Genomic DNA, 16,158 nt, shown 5'->3' with positions numbered 1-16,158 from the left:
GATGTGGCGATCGCCTGATTGATGTGGCGATCGCCTGATTGATGTGGCGATCGACCGTCCTCACTCTTTTAAGATACAAGGGGCGGGTTCACCAATAATAGTTTCCAAAAACCGACAATCTCAAAAACCCGCCCCGGCCTATGTATTATGGACGATCGATCTGATTGCTAATGACTAATGACTGCTGACTAATGACTGCTGACTTTAGTTTGTTCGACTTCGCCGTGGGCTTTTAACAGTGCAGCAATTTTGCGGCGGATGATGATTCCCGGCTTATCTGTTAGCATATGCTGTTCTTGGGCGATGTCGAGCGGTACGTCCCAATCTGTTGTTTCTAAAATCCGCTTGTCTTCTAAAGTAACAGCGCGATCGAAGGCAATAATATCGCTGGTTTTTGCCTCATTTTCGGTATCGTTGCGGAGACAAAACTGCACCATTTGAGAAGTAGAATCGTCAATCGGAGTCATTGTATTAACGATGATGTGAACGAGTCCGTTCGGGTAAGCAATCCGCAGCTTGACGGTAAACGGTAGAAACCAAATTCCGTCTATTGTCCGCACGGTTTCTGCTTGCTCTATTTTTAAGTTTTGCTGTTGCTGTGCGGGATTGGCGACGCCCAAAACACTTCGGTAATGCAGTTCCCATTCTGTTTCTGTAAACTCCATCAAATCCGGCGCGAGATGCTCTTCGCTGCCGAAAGTTGCGGTATGTACAAAAGACGGATGAGCCATATCTAATTCGTTTTCCATCACCCGCAATCCCGCACAATTCCAAGGTTCGTAAAATTCGTGAATTTGGCGGTAGTTCGGGTCTGCTGCTTCGGGAATATCGGGAATTTCGGCGATTGGTTCGCCCAAACAAACCCAAACGTATCCGTAGCGATCGCAAGCCTGATAAGATTTTACTTTGTAGTTGCCAGAAATCGCGCCGTTTGGCTGTTGGGGAACGCGGACGCAAGTTCCTGAAGAGTTGAATGTCCAGCCGTGGTAAGCACAGGAAATGTTGCCGCTGACAACTTTTCCCAGGGAAAGTTTAGCGGTGCGGTGACAGCACCGGTCTTCTACTGCTGCGGGTTTTCCTTCGGAATCTAGCCAAAGTGCGATCGGCTGACCTAACAATACAAAAGGTTTGGGTTCGCCACCCAATTCGGCGACGGGAATAACGGGATACCAGAAGCGTTTGAAAACAGGTTGTTTGGTGACTAACATGGTTTTTTTTAACAAAAATTTACTAATTATGTATGATGCGCCGCCAGCACCGAAACCCCGATCCCCCCGGCGCCCCCCATCGAAGCTACCGCGTAGGCACAAGTCGAGTTGGAAATCAAAGGTCGTCGAGGTCATGGAAATTTATTTTTTTGCTCCTTGATTTTCTGTTAACTATGATATCAATAAGTTAAAACTATTGATAACGAAACCGCTCGGATAAAAACCTGGCCCAGTAAGGCCTATGTCTGACACAGCCAGGTTTTTAGGACTTGTGCGTACACCGCAGCCTAAAAAAAGGGGGAGACAAGAGTTATCAAAGTCCTCCTTAAAAGGGGGGACAAAAGTTATCAAAGTCCTACTTAAAAGGGGGGATAAGAGTCTTCTCAAAGTGGGTATTATTAAGGGGTATTTAGGGGGAGCTAGACTCGGCGAGCGGCGAGATTTCTATGGTTAAATGCGATCGCACTAACACCAATCAACACCGCTGATAGCGCATACCGGGCAACTGCGAAACTAATCCCAACAATTCCAACTGCAAAAGAATACCAGAAACCGTCCCCGCTTCCAATCCTGCAGCCTCCACAATTGTATCAAGAGAATTCGGCCCCGAACCCAGAGCTTTTAACACTACAGCCAACTGGGCATCCAATAGCGGCTCTTGCCTTTGGGGAGGCGGATTTGTCGGAAACAGCGACAACTGCTGCGCGCTATCCAATTTTGGCATAGCTCCGAGCATTTCCAGCAACCGGTCTTCGCTTAAAAGTCGATCGCTATTCGGGAGAATCGGATGAGCACCTTTACTCAGCAACTCCAAACATCCAAACGATCGCTCATCATCCAACCTTGCCGTCAAAACATACACATCCCGGCAAAAATCATTAGCTTGATAAGCAGTAATTAACGCCCCCGATTTATGCGGAGCTTCTATCACAATAGTAGCGCGGCTCAAGCCAGCAATTATCCGATTTCGGCGCGGAAAATTAGTTTTATTCGGTTGAGTGCCCGCCGGATATTCGCTAATTGCTAAACCCTGCTGTAAAATGCGATCGCACAACCGCTCATTCGGCTTAGGATAAACAATATCAACCCCAGTCCCAAAAACAGCCAAAGTCCGGCCTCCCGCCTCCAAACAGCTTGTATGAGCCTCAGTATCAATACCTGCGGCGAGTCCCGAAACAACAGTAAAACCGTTTGTAGCCAAAGCCGCACTAAATTTGCGAGTCCAGCGGCGGCCGTATTCCGAAGGACTGCGAGTCCCAACAATTGCCACCGTCGGCGTAATTCCGCGATTCTCTTTGAGGTCAACTAAACCGCGATAGTACAGCACCGGCGGCGGATTGGGAATTTCTAATAACAAGCTGGGATAATCTTTATCGGCCGGCGTCCAGAAACAGGGATTTTTGATAAGATGTTGTTCGATAAATTCGGCTGGATTGAGTTTGGATCGTTCTTGCAAAACCGTTTCAATTTTATGCTTGCTCAACCCTTCTATTTGCATAAAATCTACAGGCTTTGCCGTCCAAGCTGCTGCCAAAGTAGGGAAGTGTTGGTGCAATCTTTGCAACAAAATCGGCCCGATGCCGCTAATCTGCGACCATGCTAACCAGTAAGCGCGTTCTTCTAGCAACGAGTTGCCCTCAATTTATCTGAGAATGATTTTATCATTTTTGGTTTAATATATCGGTTTTCGGGTAGGGAAACGGCGCTGCCCATTGGTGTCAGCTTAAGACTAAAACCATTGAAAAATCTCGCTTTTCTCCTCTTGCGAGATCCCCCTCGCATCCCCCTTAAAAAGGGGGACTTTGAGAAGAATCTTGTTCCCCCCTTAAGAAGGGGGGTTAGGGGGGATCTAGACCTAAGCGCCAGACTACAGTCGGTGAGTACGTTTGACGTGTTTGTTGACACGGCTTTGGGCACGGCGCGGTGTCCTCTTCATCGGATTCAAAACTATATAAATTTTTAACTAACCGCGAAGGCGCAAAGAACGCGAAGGGAAGAAAAGAAGGGTTTAAAAGTATTGGCTAAGCTTTCCAATCGACGAAACGGGCGTAAATATAAGCTATGATTTCTCCTGTTACTGTCCGAAAACCTTCGCTGGATTTCCACCATTCTTGTGAGTTGTAATCTTGCGATTCCGCAGCGATAATCCCGACTTTAATGTCAGGATTCAACACTTCTTTAAAAACCATCCAACTTCTGCGGGCGTGAGTACCAAAAGAATAAAGATTAATTGAGTCAACTTTGAGTGCAGATGCAGCCAGCCAATCTCGAAGTGCGATCGCAGAAGCAGCAGTGCGGTGTTTCACAACACTCGGTGCGGGTACGGCTACTACTTTGTCTTTATCAAATCCTAGCGCAATACAAGTCGCGGCGGTTAGTTCGGCATAATTTTTATATTCTGCGAGGTAGTAGCCTTTAGCTACCGGAATTCCGGTTGTCACTAATTGGCGGTATCCGCCTTTGTTGAATTCTGCGATCGCACTTTCGACTGCATAATCCGGCAACCACCCTTCTACAACCAGTAGATCTGCTTTAATCGGCGCATTTACAGCCAAAAATGGATGAATATTTGAGATAATCAATGTCATTGTAATGATTAAACCTGCGATCGCAATTACCCAACCTTCCCAGGTAATCGCCCACATTTCTCGGCGGCGGATCAGACTAAGTTTGATTTTAGGTTTTCGCATTATGGCAAAATTCATATTAATCAAATTCTTGACGATTTACGCACCAGACGGCTAGAAACCGGGTTTTTTACCAAAATACTTCTAATCAGCCCGTAGATTCGGTAAAAACCCGGTTTCTTGAGTCGGAGTACATAAGTCATGTTCTCATATAAATCCAGCCCAAAAACCTAACTTTTGGGTGTGCAATCACATCCGTTAAATCCGCTACATAATCCGTTGCCGAACTTCTCTACTATTTGTGTTTCAAATACTCAAAAACGCTCTTATCCCCGATATCCTGCGGTATCGGTTGAAAGAACTTGCGGACGGCAAAAATGATGAATAATATCGCCCAAAGCCCCAGCAACAACTGTTCGTTTTCCGGTGTCAAAAAGCCAAAAATATGTCCTAAAAGCAACAGCGGAACTCCCGGAGTCAAAAACTTAGTTTCTAGGCGGTTAAAACAGAAAGCTTCTTTAAAAAAAATGCCATTCAAGGCAGCAAAAGTAAAGCCAATTCCCCACAAAGTTGCTGGATGTTCGTACACCGCCAAAGCCAAAGGTTCGCTGCTTTGTAGGGCGACAAACAAAGCTGCCGCGCCGCCGATCGCCCAAAACACCTGTAAGGTGCGGTGCAGCGCAATCATGTAAATGTGAATAGTTGCCAAACTAACGCCTAAAGCTATCCAGAAACACGCAAAAACAGGCGTTACAGCTTGAATTGCCATTGGGTTGTCGCTTTGTTGCAGCACCAGAGTAGCCCCCACCGCCAAACACAGCGCCGCCACCCCCAATCCGGCGCGGTAAATCAGCACTCCCGCGCGATCGCTTTCGGTAATCGTAAACTCGCCGAATTGTCCTTGATAGACTGCCGATTCATCAGGCGATTTCAGTAATTGCATCACAGCTTCCTCCTATTTATCAGACACGAATGTACTTCTGCCAAGATATACTTTATTGATAAACCGATACAGCGAGACCGAGCGATGCCTAAATTTAACAAGCCTCAACTTAACAAGTCTAAAGTTAACAAGTCTCAAGTTGACGATCGCCCAAATCAAAGCAAATCCCTTCCCTCAGTATCCGAACTTCCTTTAGTTCAGCTTGATGAAACCATTGTAGCAGGTAGAAGACCGAAACCGCTAAACGACTTCCAGCGCCTGCTTGCCGAATTACCAGAATTAGGAGGCACCTTCAATCCAGAAATCTTGGCCCATCTCGAGGAAAACTACCCATTTAATGGCAGTCAATTTGAAAATAAGATTAGAAGAATCCTGGGAAACAAAAAAATCCATGCCGATCTTAAAAATACAATCAAATATTTAGACTACCTCAAGCAAAATTTTCAAGTTCCGTGCCAAGTTACGGGCATAGAAGAGTTTGAATGGGAAGAAGAATATCTGATGGGTTTGGGCACTAAAAAAGAATATGCAATGCTCAAAAAGACTCAACCTTCTTATACGGATAAATTCACAATTAATCGGTTGGAAGATTTTTCTATTCAGGAAGACGGCATATTTGTGGAAGTTCAGCGCGTCGGCGATCGCAAAAAGTTTATCTTGCGTTTAGCAGAGTTAGAATCCGTTGATGATATCCCCCCAAACAATCATTTATTACATGATTATTCCGTGTGGTGGATTAATTTTTAAGGAAGAGTGGAAGAGGGGGAGAGGGGGAGAATTTTTCCTTCTTCCTTCTTCCTTCTTCCTTCTTCCTTCTCAATTACATTGAAGCAGCAAAGTGCGATCGCTCGACTTTTGCCAAAGCTTCAACTAAACTGCGAACAGCAGCAACCATCGCCACTTCGCTGTTAAGTTGGCTGACAGCAGAACCGACACCAACACCCGCAGCGCCGGCGCCAATAGCTAGCGGTGCGGTGACGCTGGAGATGCCCGAAGCGCAGAGTACGGGGACGGATACAGCCCTGGAAATTTCAAAGGCGGCGGCCAAAGTAGGCGCTGCTTTTTCAATCAATCCCAAAGTTCCGGGGTGAATTGGTTGGGCGCTGGTGCCGCCTTCAGTTTGGATGATGTTAGCGCCAGCTTTGACTAATTCTGTTGCTAACTGCACCTGTTTGTCGAGAGTCAAAATGTGGGGAACTGTTACAGAAAGAGTGATGTTCCCAAATAGCGATCGCGTTTGGCGAGTCAACTCCAAAACTTCTTCAGCTTCAAAGCGGCGCCCTACAGCGTAGAAAGCATCAAAGTTGCCAATTTCAATCAAATCGGCCCCTGCTTCTACCGCAGCCACAAACTTTTCCGGTTCCACAGCCGATACACAAATTGGCAAATTTGTCAACTGTTTTGCCATCAATACCAAATCGCGATCGCAAGCAATATCGACAAAGGAAGCGCCGCCGAGATCCGCTGCTTTGACAACAGCCGCAACGTTGGCTGCATCAAAATTATTTAAACCGCTGATAATTTTCAGGGCGCGGCCTTGCTCAAATGCGCGCTGCAATTTAGGATTTACACTCATCGTTAGTTTTCCAACTCAGAAAATTTGTTAGACTCATTTTGACACGAATTAGAACTATTTTTGATTTATAATTCTTAATTTTTATTGAACTGACGCACGACGGTTTAGAAACCGGGTTTTTTACTCTATATTTAGGTTTGCAATCCGCTGACATCCGTTACATCCGTTACATCCCGTACAGTGCTCGTTGCCGAACTTCCCGGCTGTCGAAACTTGTGGACATCTTTGATAACTTGTACCCAGCCATCAGAAAGAGATTCCAAAATACGAGATCCCTTTTCCTTCGTCGCCACCGTCGCATCGCCCAACACACCGCTATCAGTCAACTCTCGCGTCAGCCAAGCAAAAGGCAAATTGCCTTCCATACTCAGCAAACTGTCAGCCGGCAAATCCCTCGGATATTCACAAACTGCTCGCTCCATTTTCACCTGTTCGGGCAAAATTGACAACATCAAACTCGTTTCTGCATCACCCGCGTGAATTCCCAATTCTAACTCCTTCGCCGTGAGTAATTGGGCTGCCACATTCGGCCCCCGCCAAACAAACAGCGGAAACACCGAAAAATCCTGATATTTCTGATGAATATCCCGCGCTGCAATTTCCATCACCTGCGGCTGTCCGCCGTGAGCATTCATCAACACCAATTTCCGAAATCCGGCGCGATAAATACTGTCAGCAATTTCACATATTACGGCTAAAAGTGTCTGAGCGCTGAGCATAATTGTACCGGGAAAATGCCAGTGTTCGTTCGATTTGCCGCAGTAGAAAGGCGGCAAAGCGTAAGCGGGAATATTTGCATCTAACTTGGCCAGCGCTTTACCAGTCACCGCCGCGCTAATTGCCGCATCGACAATTAAAGGCAAATGGGGGCCGTGTTGCTCGATCGCACCTAGCGGCTGAATTATAACAGTATTTTCCTTGTCCGGCATCGACTGAATCTCTGTCCAAGTCAGATAGGGAAAAAAGCGCGATTCTGGAATAAAATTGTGCATATTGTGGTTTTTATTTTAAAGTGCAGATGCTCGGGTAGGACTTACGTGAGAGTCTTTCGCCGTTTCAACTGAACGTTAAATTTTACGTATCTACTGTTTGAATATTAAAGCCAAATCCCCCCTAGCCCCCCTTAGGAAGGGGGGGGACAAGAATGTTCAAAGTCTCCCTTTCAAAGGGAGAGAGTGTCAGCTCTCTTTCGTCAACCCCTACTCCCCTTCGAGCGGGGGATTTAGGGGGATCGAGACTGTGAGATAAACGAGAGATATCAAAGCTTTTAGTCTTAAATTAACACCAATAGGCACTGCCCCACGTCCCTATTGTATTTCCGAGAATAGAAAACTGCTAGATTGTGGAGGTAAGAGCAAAGGCAAACCAGGCAATCATCGGGCAGGAAAATTCAAAAGTAATTCCAAAGATAGATAACATATTCTGTCTGTGGGTAGATAATACCATATACCAGATGCTTTACTTGCGCGCTAAGATCCGATCGCCCGCTCAGACAGCAAGACATAGAGACGACTAATTGATGGAACCTTGGCAAACCCCACAAACTAATTTAAGCGACATTCCGATCGCCGCCCAGGAACTGTCGCGCCGCACTCCTCGCTCTCGGGATCTGCAATCAGAAAACCGGGCGCTGCAAATTCTTGCCCGACAACTAGCAACGGAGCCGCACGCGCTGCTCAAAACACTGGCGGCGATCGCCCGAGATTTGTGCGGCGCAGGCAGCGTCGGAGTCTGCTTGCTAGCAGAAAATGCCGGATCGGAACAAATATATCGTTGGGAAGCCTTGGCGGGCGCGTGGGAAGCCGCAGAACATACAAACACAGCCCCGACACTGCGCTTGTCAGGAACAAATTTAGACTGGCAAACTCCCCAGTTGTACTTGCATCCAGAACAATACTTTCCCGACTTGCAGCAGCTAAAAATGCCGATCGCCGAAGCGTTAGTTTTGCCGGTGCAAGCAGAAAATCAACCCCTGGGAGCCATCTGGATTGTATCTCACGATCGCGATCGCCAGTTCGATGCCGAAGACTTGCGGATCGGGCTCGCCCTGGCAGACTTTGCCGCTGCCGCCGTACAAATCGATCGCGCCAATAAAACCAAAGAAGCTTTGCGAGAAAGCGAAGAACGCTGGCAGTTAGCCTGTGCCGGCAACAACGACGGCATTTGGGATCGCAACCTGCAAACAAATTGCGGTACAGTGAGCGATCGCTGTTTAGAGATTTTGGAACGCGATCGCCAAGACTTCCACCACTTCAGCCAATATTTAAGCTGGGTTCATCCCGACGATTTGGAGAGATTGCAAAGCACTTGGCAGCAGCACTTGCAGCGAGAAACCTCGCATTACTGCTGCGAGTACCGCATCCGCTGTCCCGACGGGGGCTACAAATGGGTTTTAGCCAGAGGGCGAGCAATTTGGGACGAGTCGGGCAATCCCGTGCGCGCCGTGGGATCGCTGACAGATATCAGCGATCGCAAAATCGCCGAACTAGCCTTCGCTCAAAGCGAAGAACGTTTGAGCGTCGCCATCGAAGGCTCGGGCATGGCAACCTGGGATCTAGACGTGCAAACAAATCGAGTAATTTGGTCGGCGAACCATTTCAAGATTTTCGGATGCGAACCGGCACCGAGCGGCGAAACAACGATCGCAATGTGGAAAAAGTGCGTGCATCCAGACGACTTAAAGCGAGTCGTGCAAGCAGTCAAAACAGCTCGGGAAACGCGATCGCTCTACTCCGTCGAATACCGCATCGTGCGGGCAGATACGGGAGAAATCCGCTGGTTGAGCGTGTTCGGGCGCTATTTCTACGACAGCGCAGGCGCAGCAGTGCGGTTTGTCGGAGTAGTATTTGATGCTACCGATCGCAAAAAATCTGAAATCGCCCTGCACGAAAGCGAGCAAACCGTGCGCCGCCAACTTGCAGAAATAGAGTCGATCTACCAAACAATTCCCGTGGGTTTGGCCGTGTTAGACACAGATTTGCGGTTCGTGCGGCTCAACCAGAGGCTGGCAGAAATTAACGGCCTCTCCGTCGAAGCCCATATCGGCCGCACCGTGCGCGAAATAGTCCCCAACTTGGCAGACACAGCCGAATCTTGGTGCCGCCGCATTCTAGAAACCAAAGAAGCGATGCGGAATTTTGAACTCACGGGCGAAACCAGCGCTCAACCGGGTGTTGTCCGCACTTGGCTGGAAAATTGGTCGCCGCTCAAAGATGCAGGCGGGGAGATTGTGGCGATCAATGTCGTAGTTGCCGAAATTACCGATCGCAAAAAAGCCGAACTCGATTTGCAAGCGAGCAACGAGCGGTTTGAGTTAGCTACAAGGGCGATCGACGGCATCGTGTTTGAGTGGGATTTTGCATCGAACTCAGTTTACCGTTCCGAGGGACTGTACTCCCTCGTCGGTGTCCGCCCCGAAGATGCAGGGCCAACACCAGAGTGGTGGAAAGAACGCATCGATCCGATCGATTTAGCCCGTATTGAAGCCGAGGAAAAACCAATCTTAAAACAGGAGCGCTACGAAGGCGAGTACCGAATCCGGCACGCAGACGGGCGCTGGATCGATGTTTGGGAACGCGGCTGTTTGATCCGCAACCAGCAAGGCGAAGCGACTAAAGTTGTGGGCTTCACAACCGATATCAGCAAGCGAAAAGTTGCAGAAGCAGCACTGCGCGATCGCGAAAACCACCTGGCATTGATTCTCAACAGCGCCAAAGACTACGCCATCTTCACCCAGGACACCGGCGGACGCATTACCAGTTGGAACGCAGGCGCAGAGCGAATGCTGGGCTACGCCGAAGCTGAAATCGTCGGGCAGCACGGACGGATCGCATTCACCCCAGAAGACTCTGCAGCCCGCAAGCCGGAACTAGAAATGCACCTCGCCCTGACTGAGGGAAAAGGAGAAAACGAGCGCTGGCACGTCCGCAAAGACGGCAGCCGCTATTGGGGCAGCGGGCTGATGATGCCCCTGCACGACGAAAACGGCGAAGTGCAAGGTTTCCTGAAAATCATGCAGGACAAAACCGAACGCCGGCAAGTAGAAGAAGCACTGCGGCAAAGCGAAAATCGCTACCGCACCCTCGCCGATGCTGTCCCTCAATTAATGTGGCTCAACACCGCCGACGGCAGGTTAGAATTTTGCAACCAGCACTGGCAAAGCTACACGGGCATCATGCCAGCAGAATTTCCGCTGGCTGCGCCGGTGCTGGAATTATTTCATCCAGAGGATCTGCCAACCGTTGTCGCCACGCGCACTGCTGCGATTCAAGCAGGCGAATCCTACGAATTTGAATGTCGGGTGCGGAGGTTTGACGGCACCTACCGCTGGCATCTAGCGCGACTTGTGCCCGTCAAAGACAGCGGGGGAAAGGTGCTGCAATGGGTGGGGATCGGCATTGATATTGACGATCGCTTCCGAGCCGAAGCAAGCTTAGCAGAAAGCGACCGCCGCTTCCGCTTCCTGGCTGAGTCTCTCCCCCACCTGATTTGGAACGTAGACTCCGCCGGGGAACTTCGCTTTGCCAATCAAAAATGGTCGGAATATCTGGGAATGTCTTACGAAGAAGCCGCTCAAAACAATTGGGAGTCTTTGGTGCCGCCGTCGGATTTTGCAGAATCCCTCGCCCGCTGGCAAGAATGTCAAACCACCGGAGAAGTTTATCAAGCTGAGTTCCGCCTGCGGCGGGCCTCGGACCAAATGGAACGCTGGCATTTGTCCCGCGCCGTGCCAATTCGCGACGCCCAAAATCAGATTGTCGAGTGGATCGGCACGAATACCGATATTGACGATCGCAAAAGAGCCCAACTGTCCGAACAGTTTCTCTCCGGCCTCGAAATCCGCTTGCGGCAGCACTCCTGCCCCCGAGAAATGTTGTGGGAAGCTATGAAAAGTCTGGGAGAATATTTAAATGTCGATCGCTGCATCTGGCACGAAATTGATTTAGCAGCCGGACTCGCAATTGTCGATCGAGACTGGCACCAGCCCGGCTTCGCCAGCATCGCCGGCACCTATCAAATCTCAGACTTTAAGACGCCAGAACAGAAAGCTCTCTGTATGGCAGGTCAAACACTTGTCATCTCAGATATCGCTAATTGTCCTGAGACAGCGCCATTTGTAGATAAATACGGCGGTCTTGGCATTCGCGCTTTCCTCCATGTTCCCTGCCTTCAGGAAGGGCGCTGGGTAGCTCTTTTGGTGGTGACATCACAGGCGGTACGGCACTGGCGGCCCGACGAAATTTCGCTGCTGCAAGAAGTGGTGGCTCGCCTCTGGACTCTGATCGGGCACGCGCGAGCCGTGCAGCACCTGCACGAAAGCGAGGATCGGTTCCGCGCTCTCGCTGACAACATCGCTCAGTTGGCCTGGATGACAGATGCCAGCGGCTGGATTTTCTGGTACAACCAGCGCTGGTTTGACTACACCGGCACCACTAGAGAGCAAATGCAGGGCTGGGGCTGGCAGCAGGTGCACGACCCGCAACACGTCGATCGCGTTGTGGCAAAATTTAGGGGCTGCATTGAAAGAGGCGAACTCTGGGAAGATACTTTCCCCCTGCGCGGCAAAGACGGATCTTACCGCTGGTTTCTCTCCCGCGCCGTGCCGATTCGCGACGATCGAGGCAATGTGCTGCGCTGGTGCGGCACCAACACCGATATTACCGATCGCCTCAATGCCGAAGCGGAACGGGAACGACTGCTAGCACTCGAAAAGGCCGCCAGAGAGGAAGCAGAACGCGCTAACCGCGTCAAAGACGAATTTTTGGCTGTTTTGTCCCACGAATTGCGGACTCCCTTAAATCCGATTGTGGGCTGGGCTAAGCTGCTGCGATCGAACACTTTGACACCCCAAAAGCAGCGCTACGCCCTAGAGACGATCGAGCGCAACGCCAAAGTGCAAACCCAGCTTATCGAAGATTTGCTCGACGTGTCGCGGATTCTGCAAGGCAAGGTCAGCTTGAATATTGTACCTGTGGATTTAGCCGGGGCGATCGGCAGCGCCATAGAAACGGTGCGTTTGTCGGCGCAAGTCAAATCAATTCAAATCTGCACTGAATTTGCACCGCATATCGGCCGGGTGTTGGGCGATGGGGGCAGACTTCAGCAGGTAGTCTGGAACTTGCTGTCAAATGCTGTCAAGTTCACGGAGCCCGGAGGCAAAATCGCAGTCAAGCTCGATCGGGCAGACACGGACGCCCAAATTACTGTAACAGATACGGGCAAAGGCATTTCTCCGGATTTTCTGCCCTACGTCTTCGACTATTTCCGGCAAGCTGACAGCACGTTTACGCGCAAGTTTGGCGGATTGGGTTTAGGATTGGCGATCGTCCGCCATCTCGTGGAACTCCACGGAGGCACGGTGAAAGCGGACAGTGCAGGCGAAGAACAAGGCGCGACATTTACAGTCAGGATACCTCTGATGCCGGTGCAACCTCCGACAATTCCTGCGGTGACTGCGCCGGAGTCATCTTTCAATTTGAGCGGCATCCGGGTGTTAGCGGTGGATGACGACGCTGATGCGCGAGATTTGGTGGTTTTTCTGCTTGAGGATTGTGGCGCCAGCGTGACAGCAGTTGCTAGCGCTGGCGATGCCTTAAAAGTCTTAACTCAATCTGTCCCGGATCTGCTGTTGAGCGATATTGGTATGCCCGATACTGACGGTTATATGTTGCTGCAGCAGGTGCGGGCTCTGCCGCCTGAGCGAGGCGGATTGGTACCGGCGATCGCCCTTACGGCTTATGCTGGAGAGATTGACTATCAGCAAGCTCTGGCTGCGGGGTTTCAGCGGCACCTTTGCAAGCCTTTAGATCCTGATAAGTTGCTGGAGGCGATGTTGGAGGTGCTCGCAGATCGATCGGGGGAAAATATTGTTTAAACTGTTTTTTGTGGCTAAAAATATTTTTTTAACGAACCGCGAAGGCGCGAAGGACGCGAAGGAAGAAGAAGAAGAAGAAGAAGAAGAAGAAGAAGAAACAAATAAAATAGGTTCGTAGTAAGGGCTTTAGTCCTCTCTTTTCTGAGGACTAAAGTCCTCACTACAAACCACTACAAACCAATTAATTCACGCAAAAACAAATAAAATAGGTTCGTAGTAAGGACTTTAGTCCTCTCTTTTCTGAGGACTAAAGTCCTCACTACAAACCATTCTTTCGCACATATTATCTAATAAAAAAACCTCACAGATGGAGGTTTTTTGATGATTGTTGGTGCTATTCGGACAGGTTAAAACATCCTGTCCCTGCATGATGCCCACAACCGATTATACTGTAGCATTAGCGGTAATCTGTACGAACTGCTGGGTCGCGATCGCCCGTTGTAGTAGTGTAGCGGACATTTTCTTCGCGTTTGCGGGGAATCAAACCTAACAAACCCGACAAGCCGAGCAAGCCCAACCATCCCCAGTCAAAGTCGCGATCGGTATCAGCACTGTAGACATCGGAGCGAGGAGTTGTGGTTGTAGTAGTTGTGTCTCTGCTGTTAGTACCCGGAGCTGTATTTGTCTGAGCAGAAGCAGGCAGATGAGCTGGTGCAATGGCTAAACCAGCAGCGATAATACCTGCACCGATTGCTTTGGATAAGTCAGAACGTTTCATAATTCAAATGCTCTCTGTTAGCAAAAATCTTTAACTATCACCAATATATCGATCGGCTTTCAAAGTTAAATCCACCTGTAGCAGTAAAGATTGATTAACTCCAGCTATTACTACAGATTGATATCAAATTTTTAGTGGTCATACGAAATTAAACATAGCTCGCAAAGCCCAAAACGTCACTTCGCGGGGCGTATCTCATATCGTTTCCGGCCGCATCGGTATTGTTCAAACAGTCAACCGTCAACCGTCAACCGTCAACCGTCAACCGTCAACCGTCAAACAGACAATGTACTGTTGACAAAAAAAGGTAAACTCAGATATTGCACAGATAACACTTAAAGCTCGATCGACGGAGATCAAAACAAATTGGGTATAGAGCTACGCAGCTACGTATTTCTAGACAACTTGCAGCCGCAGCACGCAGCATACATCGGCACAGTCGCCGCCGGATTCTTGCCGCTACCGGGGGATGCGTCGCTGTGGATAGAAATCTCCCCTGGCATCGAAATTAACCGAATTACCGATGTCGCCCTCAAATCAGCCTCGGTGCGCCCTGGAGTGCAGATTGTCGAGCGTTTGTACGGCTTGCTGGAGGTACACTCGGGCCAGCAGGGCGAAACCCGGGCCGCAGGCAAAGCAATTCTAGAATTCATCGGAGTCCGCAGAGAAGAATGTATCAAACCGCGAGTAATTTCCAGTCAAATTATTCGCAACATTGACCCCCACCAAACACAATTAATCAACCGCAGCAGGCGCGGACAGTTGCTGCTGGCGGGACAAACTCTTTATGTCTTAGAAGTAGAACCGGCCGCCTATGCAGCGCTGGCGGCCAATGAAGCAGAAAAAGGTGCATCAATTAACATCTTAGAGGTTCAGGCTGTCGGCAGTTTCGGACGGCTTTACCTCGGTGGTGCAGAACGAGATATTATAGCAGGTTCCCAGGCGGCAATTGCTGCGGTGGAAAGCGTATCTGGTCGCGAAAATCCAGCAGTTTTTGGTCGCAAGGAATAGCGGTTATAGGAGATGCAATTATGGCAAACACACAGCATTTAGCGCTGCTGAAAAAAGGTGCAGTTACTTGGATTGAATGGAGAAATCTCAACCCAAACCTAGAACCGGATCTGAGCGAAGCTAACCTCGCTGAAGCAAATCTTAGAGGTGCGTATCTTTGGCGGTCTAACCTTTTTAAAACAGACTTGTTTAAGGCTAAATTAATTACAGCAAACCTCGCCGAATCAAATCTCAGTTTAGCAAATCTTACTGGATCGCAACTGCTCGATACTAAATTAGTTAAAGCCAATTTAACGGGAGCAAATCTCCGAGCGGCCGACCTCCGGGGGGCAGATTTGAGCGGTGCTAATTTAATTGGGGCGGACATCAGTGCGGCGAATCTCCAACAAACCGATTTTGGAGATGCGAATTTAATCGGGGCGGCAATGTTTCGAGTTAATGCGATCGGCGCCCACTTCAATCATGCTAATCTCAGTCAAGCCAATCTCACTCAAGCAGAATTGATTGAAGCGCATTTTTACGCAGCCAATTTCTCTAAAGCTAACCTCGGGCAAGCTCACTTTACTGGAGCATATCTTGTCAGGGCAAATCTCTGTTTTGCGGACTTGAGCGCTGCCGATTTCCGCTGGACAAACCTCAGCAAAGCTGATTTGAGAGGGGCGAATTTGACCGGGGCAAATCTCAGAGGATCAAATTTGGCGGGAGCTAATCTCGACGGCGCTCATTTAAAAGAAACAATCATGCCTGATGGCAGCATTGTTTCACCATCATAAGTTCGTAGTGAGGACTGACTAAAGTCCTCACTACGAACCAATTTTATCATTGGTAATTAAGGTTTGTAGTGAGGACTTCAGTCCTTTCTTTGACTTAGAGTAAATCAGGACTAAAATCCCTACTACGAACCAATTTTATCATCGGTAATTAAGGTTTGTAGTGAGGACTTCAGTCCTCTGTGTGACTTAGAGTAAATCAGGACTAAAATCCCTACTACGAACCAATTTTATCATCGGTAATTAAGGTTTGTAGTGAGGACTTCAGTCCTCTGTGTGACTGTGAGTAAATCAGGACTAAAGTCCCTACTACGAACCAATTTTCTCGTCGATAATTAAGGTTTGTAGTGAGGACTTCAGTTTTTTCTGTGACTGTGAGTAAATCAGGACTAAAGTCCCTACTACAAACCAATTTTATCATTGGTAATTAA

11 protein-coding genes are annotated in these 16,158 nt (G+C 48.9%); 4 read left to right on the top strand and 7 right to left on the bottom strand.

The features are described from left to right. Positions 1–188 precede the first annotated feature (188 nt). From JGK39_RS28890 to JGK39_RS28875, 4 genes are all read right to left on the bottom strand, one after another. On the bottom strand, positions 189–1,343 hold the full coding sequence (locus tag JGK39_RS28890) for an aromatic ring-hydroxylating dioxygenase subunit alpha (RefSeq protein ID WP_293261833.1): 1,155 nt from the start codon (positions 1,341–1,343) through the stop codon (positions 189–191). A gap of 340 nt (positions 1,344–1,683) precedes the next feature. Beyond that, positions 1,684–2,835, bottom strand: a complete 1,152-nt coding sequence (gene dprA, locus JGK39_RS28885) for a DNA-processing protein DprA (protein WP_293261836.1) — start codon at positions 2,833–2,835, stop codon at positions 1,684–1,686. A 394-nt stretch (positions 2,836–3,229) separates the two neighbouring features. Then, positions 3,230–3,898, bottom strand: coding sequence for a YdcF family protein (locus JGK39_RS28880; protein WP_293261839.1), 669 nt, complete (start codon positions 3,896–3,898; stop codon positions 3,230–3,232). 232 nt (positions 3,899–4,130) lie between these two features. Next, positions 4,131–4,778, bottom strand: a complete 648-nt coding sequence (locus tag JGK39_RS28875) for a DUF2301 domain-containing membrane protein (RefSeq protein ID WP_293261842.1) — start codon at positions 4,776–4,778, stop codon at positions 4,131–4,133. 84 nt (positions 4,779–4,862) lie between these two features. Here JGK39_RS28875 and JGK39_RS28870 point away from each other — a divergent pair, with 84 nt between their 5' ends. Continuing rightward, positions 4,863–5,525, top strand: a complete 663-nt coding sequence (locus JGK39_RS28870) for a hypothetical protein (RefSeq protein WP_293261845.1) — start codon at positions 4,863–4,865, stop codon at positions 5,523–5,525. A 73-nt stretch (positions 5,526–5,598) separates the two neighbouring features. Here the strand turns inward: JGK39_RS28870 and JGK39_RS28865 are convergent, their stop codons facing one another. Both JGK39_RS28865 and JGK39_RS28860 read right to left on the bottom strand, forming a co-directional pair. Next, complete coding sequence (locus JGK39_RS28865) at positions 5,599–6,354, bottom strand: DUF561 domain-containing protein (protein ID WP_293261848.1); 756 nt, start codon at positions 6,352–6,354, stop codon at positions 5,599–5,601. A 131-nt stretch (positions 6,355–6,485) separates the two neighbouring features. After that, on the bottom strand, positions 6,486–7,346 hold the full coding sequence (locus JGK39_RS28860; RefSeq protein ID WP_293261851.1) for a creatininase family protein: 861 nt from the start codon (positions 7,344–7,346) through the stop codon (positions 6,486–6,488). Positions 7,347–7,873: 527 nt separating this feature from the next. On the opposite strand from JGK39_RS28860, the gene JGK39_RS28855 reads away from it, so the two are divergent. Continuing rightward, a complete protein-coding gene (locus JGK39_RS28855) occupies positions 7,874–13,228 on the top strand; it encodes a PAS domain S-box protein (RefSeq protein WP_293298220.1) in 5,355 nt (1,784 codons plus the stop codon). A gap of 397 nt (positions 13,229–13,625) precedes the next feature. On the opposite strand, the gene JGK39_RS28850 is transcribed toward JGK39_RS28855, so the two are convergent. Beyond that, the gene (locus tag JGK39_RS28850; RefSeq protein ID WP_293298218.1) at positions 13,626–13,946 is read right to left on the bottom strand and encodes a WGxxGxxG family protein; all 321 of its coding nucleotides are present in this window, start codon (positions 13,944–13,946) and stop codon (positions 13,626–13,628) included. Positions 13,947–14,312: 366 nt separating this feature from the next. On the opposite strand from JGK39_RS28850, the gene JGK39_RS28845 reads away from it, so the two are divergent. Next, on the top strand, positions 14,313–14,957 hold the full coding sequence (locus tag JGK39_RS28845; RefSeq protein WP_293298216.1) for a hypothetical protein: 645 nt from the start codon (positions 14,313–14,315) through the stop codon (positions 14,955–14,957). Positions 14,958–14,977: 20 nt separating this feature from the next. Continuing rightward, positions 14,978–15,730, top strand: coding sequence for a pentapeptide repeat-containing protein (locus JGK39_RS28840; RefSeq protein ID WP_293298213.1), 753 nt, complete (start codon positions 14,978–14,980; stop codon positions 15,728–15,730). Positions 15,731–16,158: the final 428 nt, after the last annotated feature.

This window comes from Microcoleus sp. PH2017_12_PCY_D_A, assembly GCF_020738565.1.
GTDB lineage: Bacteria > Cyanobacteriota > Cyanobacteriia > Cyanobacteriales > Microcoleaceae > Microcoleus.
This window is presented reverse-complemented; position numbering and strand designations above follow the sequence as displayed.

Excerpts from the sequence above, each read along its gene's own strand:
- JGK39_RS28890 (WP_293261833.1), bottom strand. The coding sequence starts at position 1,343 with ATGACCTCGACGACCTTTGATTTCCAACTCGACTTGTGCCTACGCGGT.
- JGK39_RS28880 (WP_293261839.1), bottom strand. The coding sequence starts at position 3,898 with ATGCGAAAACCTAAAATCAAACTTAGTCTGATCCGCCGCCGAGAAATG.
- JGK39_RS28875 (WP_293261842.1), bottom strand. The coding sequence starts at position 4,778 with ATGCAATTACTGAAATCGCCTGATGAATCGGCAGTCTATCAAGGACAA.
- JGK39_RS28870 (WP_293261845.1), top strand. The coding sequence starts at position 4,863 with ATGCCTAAATTTAACAAGCCTCAACTTAACAAGTCTAAAGTTAACAAG.
- JGK39_RS28865 (WP_293261848.1), bottom strand. The coding sequence starts at position 6,354 with ATGAGTGTAAATCCTAAATTGCAGCGCGCATTTGAGCAAGGCCGCGCC.
- JGK39_RS28860 (WP_293261851.1), bottom strand. The coding sequence starts at position 7,346 with ATGCACAATTTTATTCCAGAATCGCGCTTTTTTCCCTATCTGACTTGG.
- JGK39_RS28855 (WP_293298220.1), top strand. The coding sequence starts at position 7,874 with ATGGAACCTTGGCAAACCCCACAAACTAATTTAAGCGACATTCCGATC.
- JGK39_RS28850 (WP_293298218.1), bottom strand. The coding sequence starts at position 13,946 with ATGAAACGTTCTGACTTATCCAAAGCAATCGGTGCAGGTATTATCGCT.
- JGK39_RS28840 (WP_293298213.1), top strand. The coding sequence starts at position 14,978 with ATGGCAAACACACAGCATTTAGCGCTGCTGAAAAAAGGTGCAGTTACT.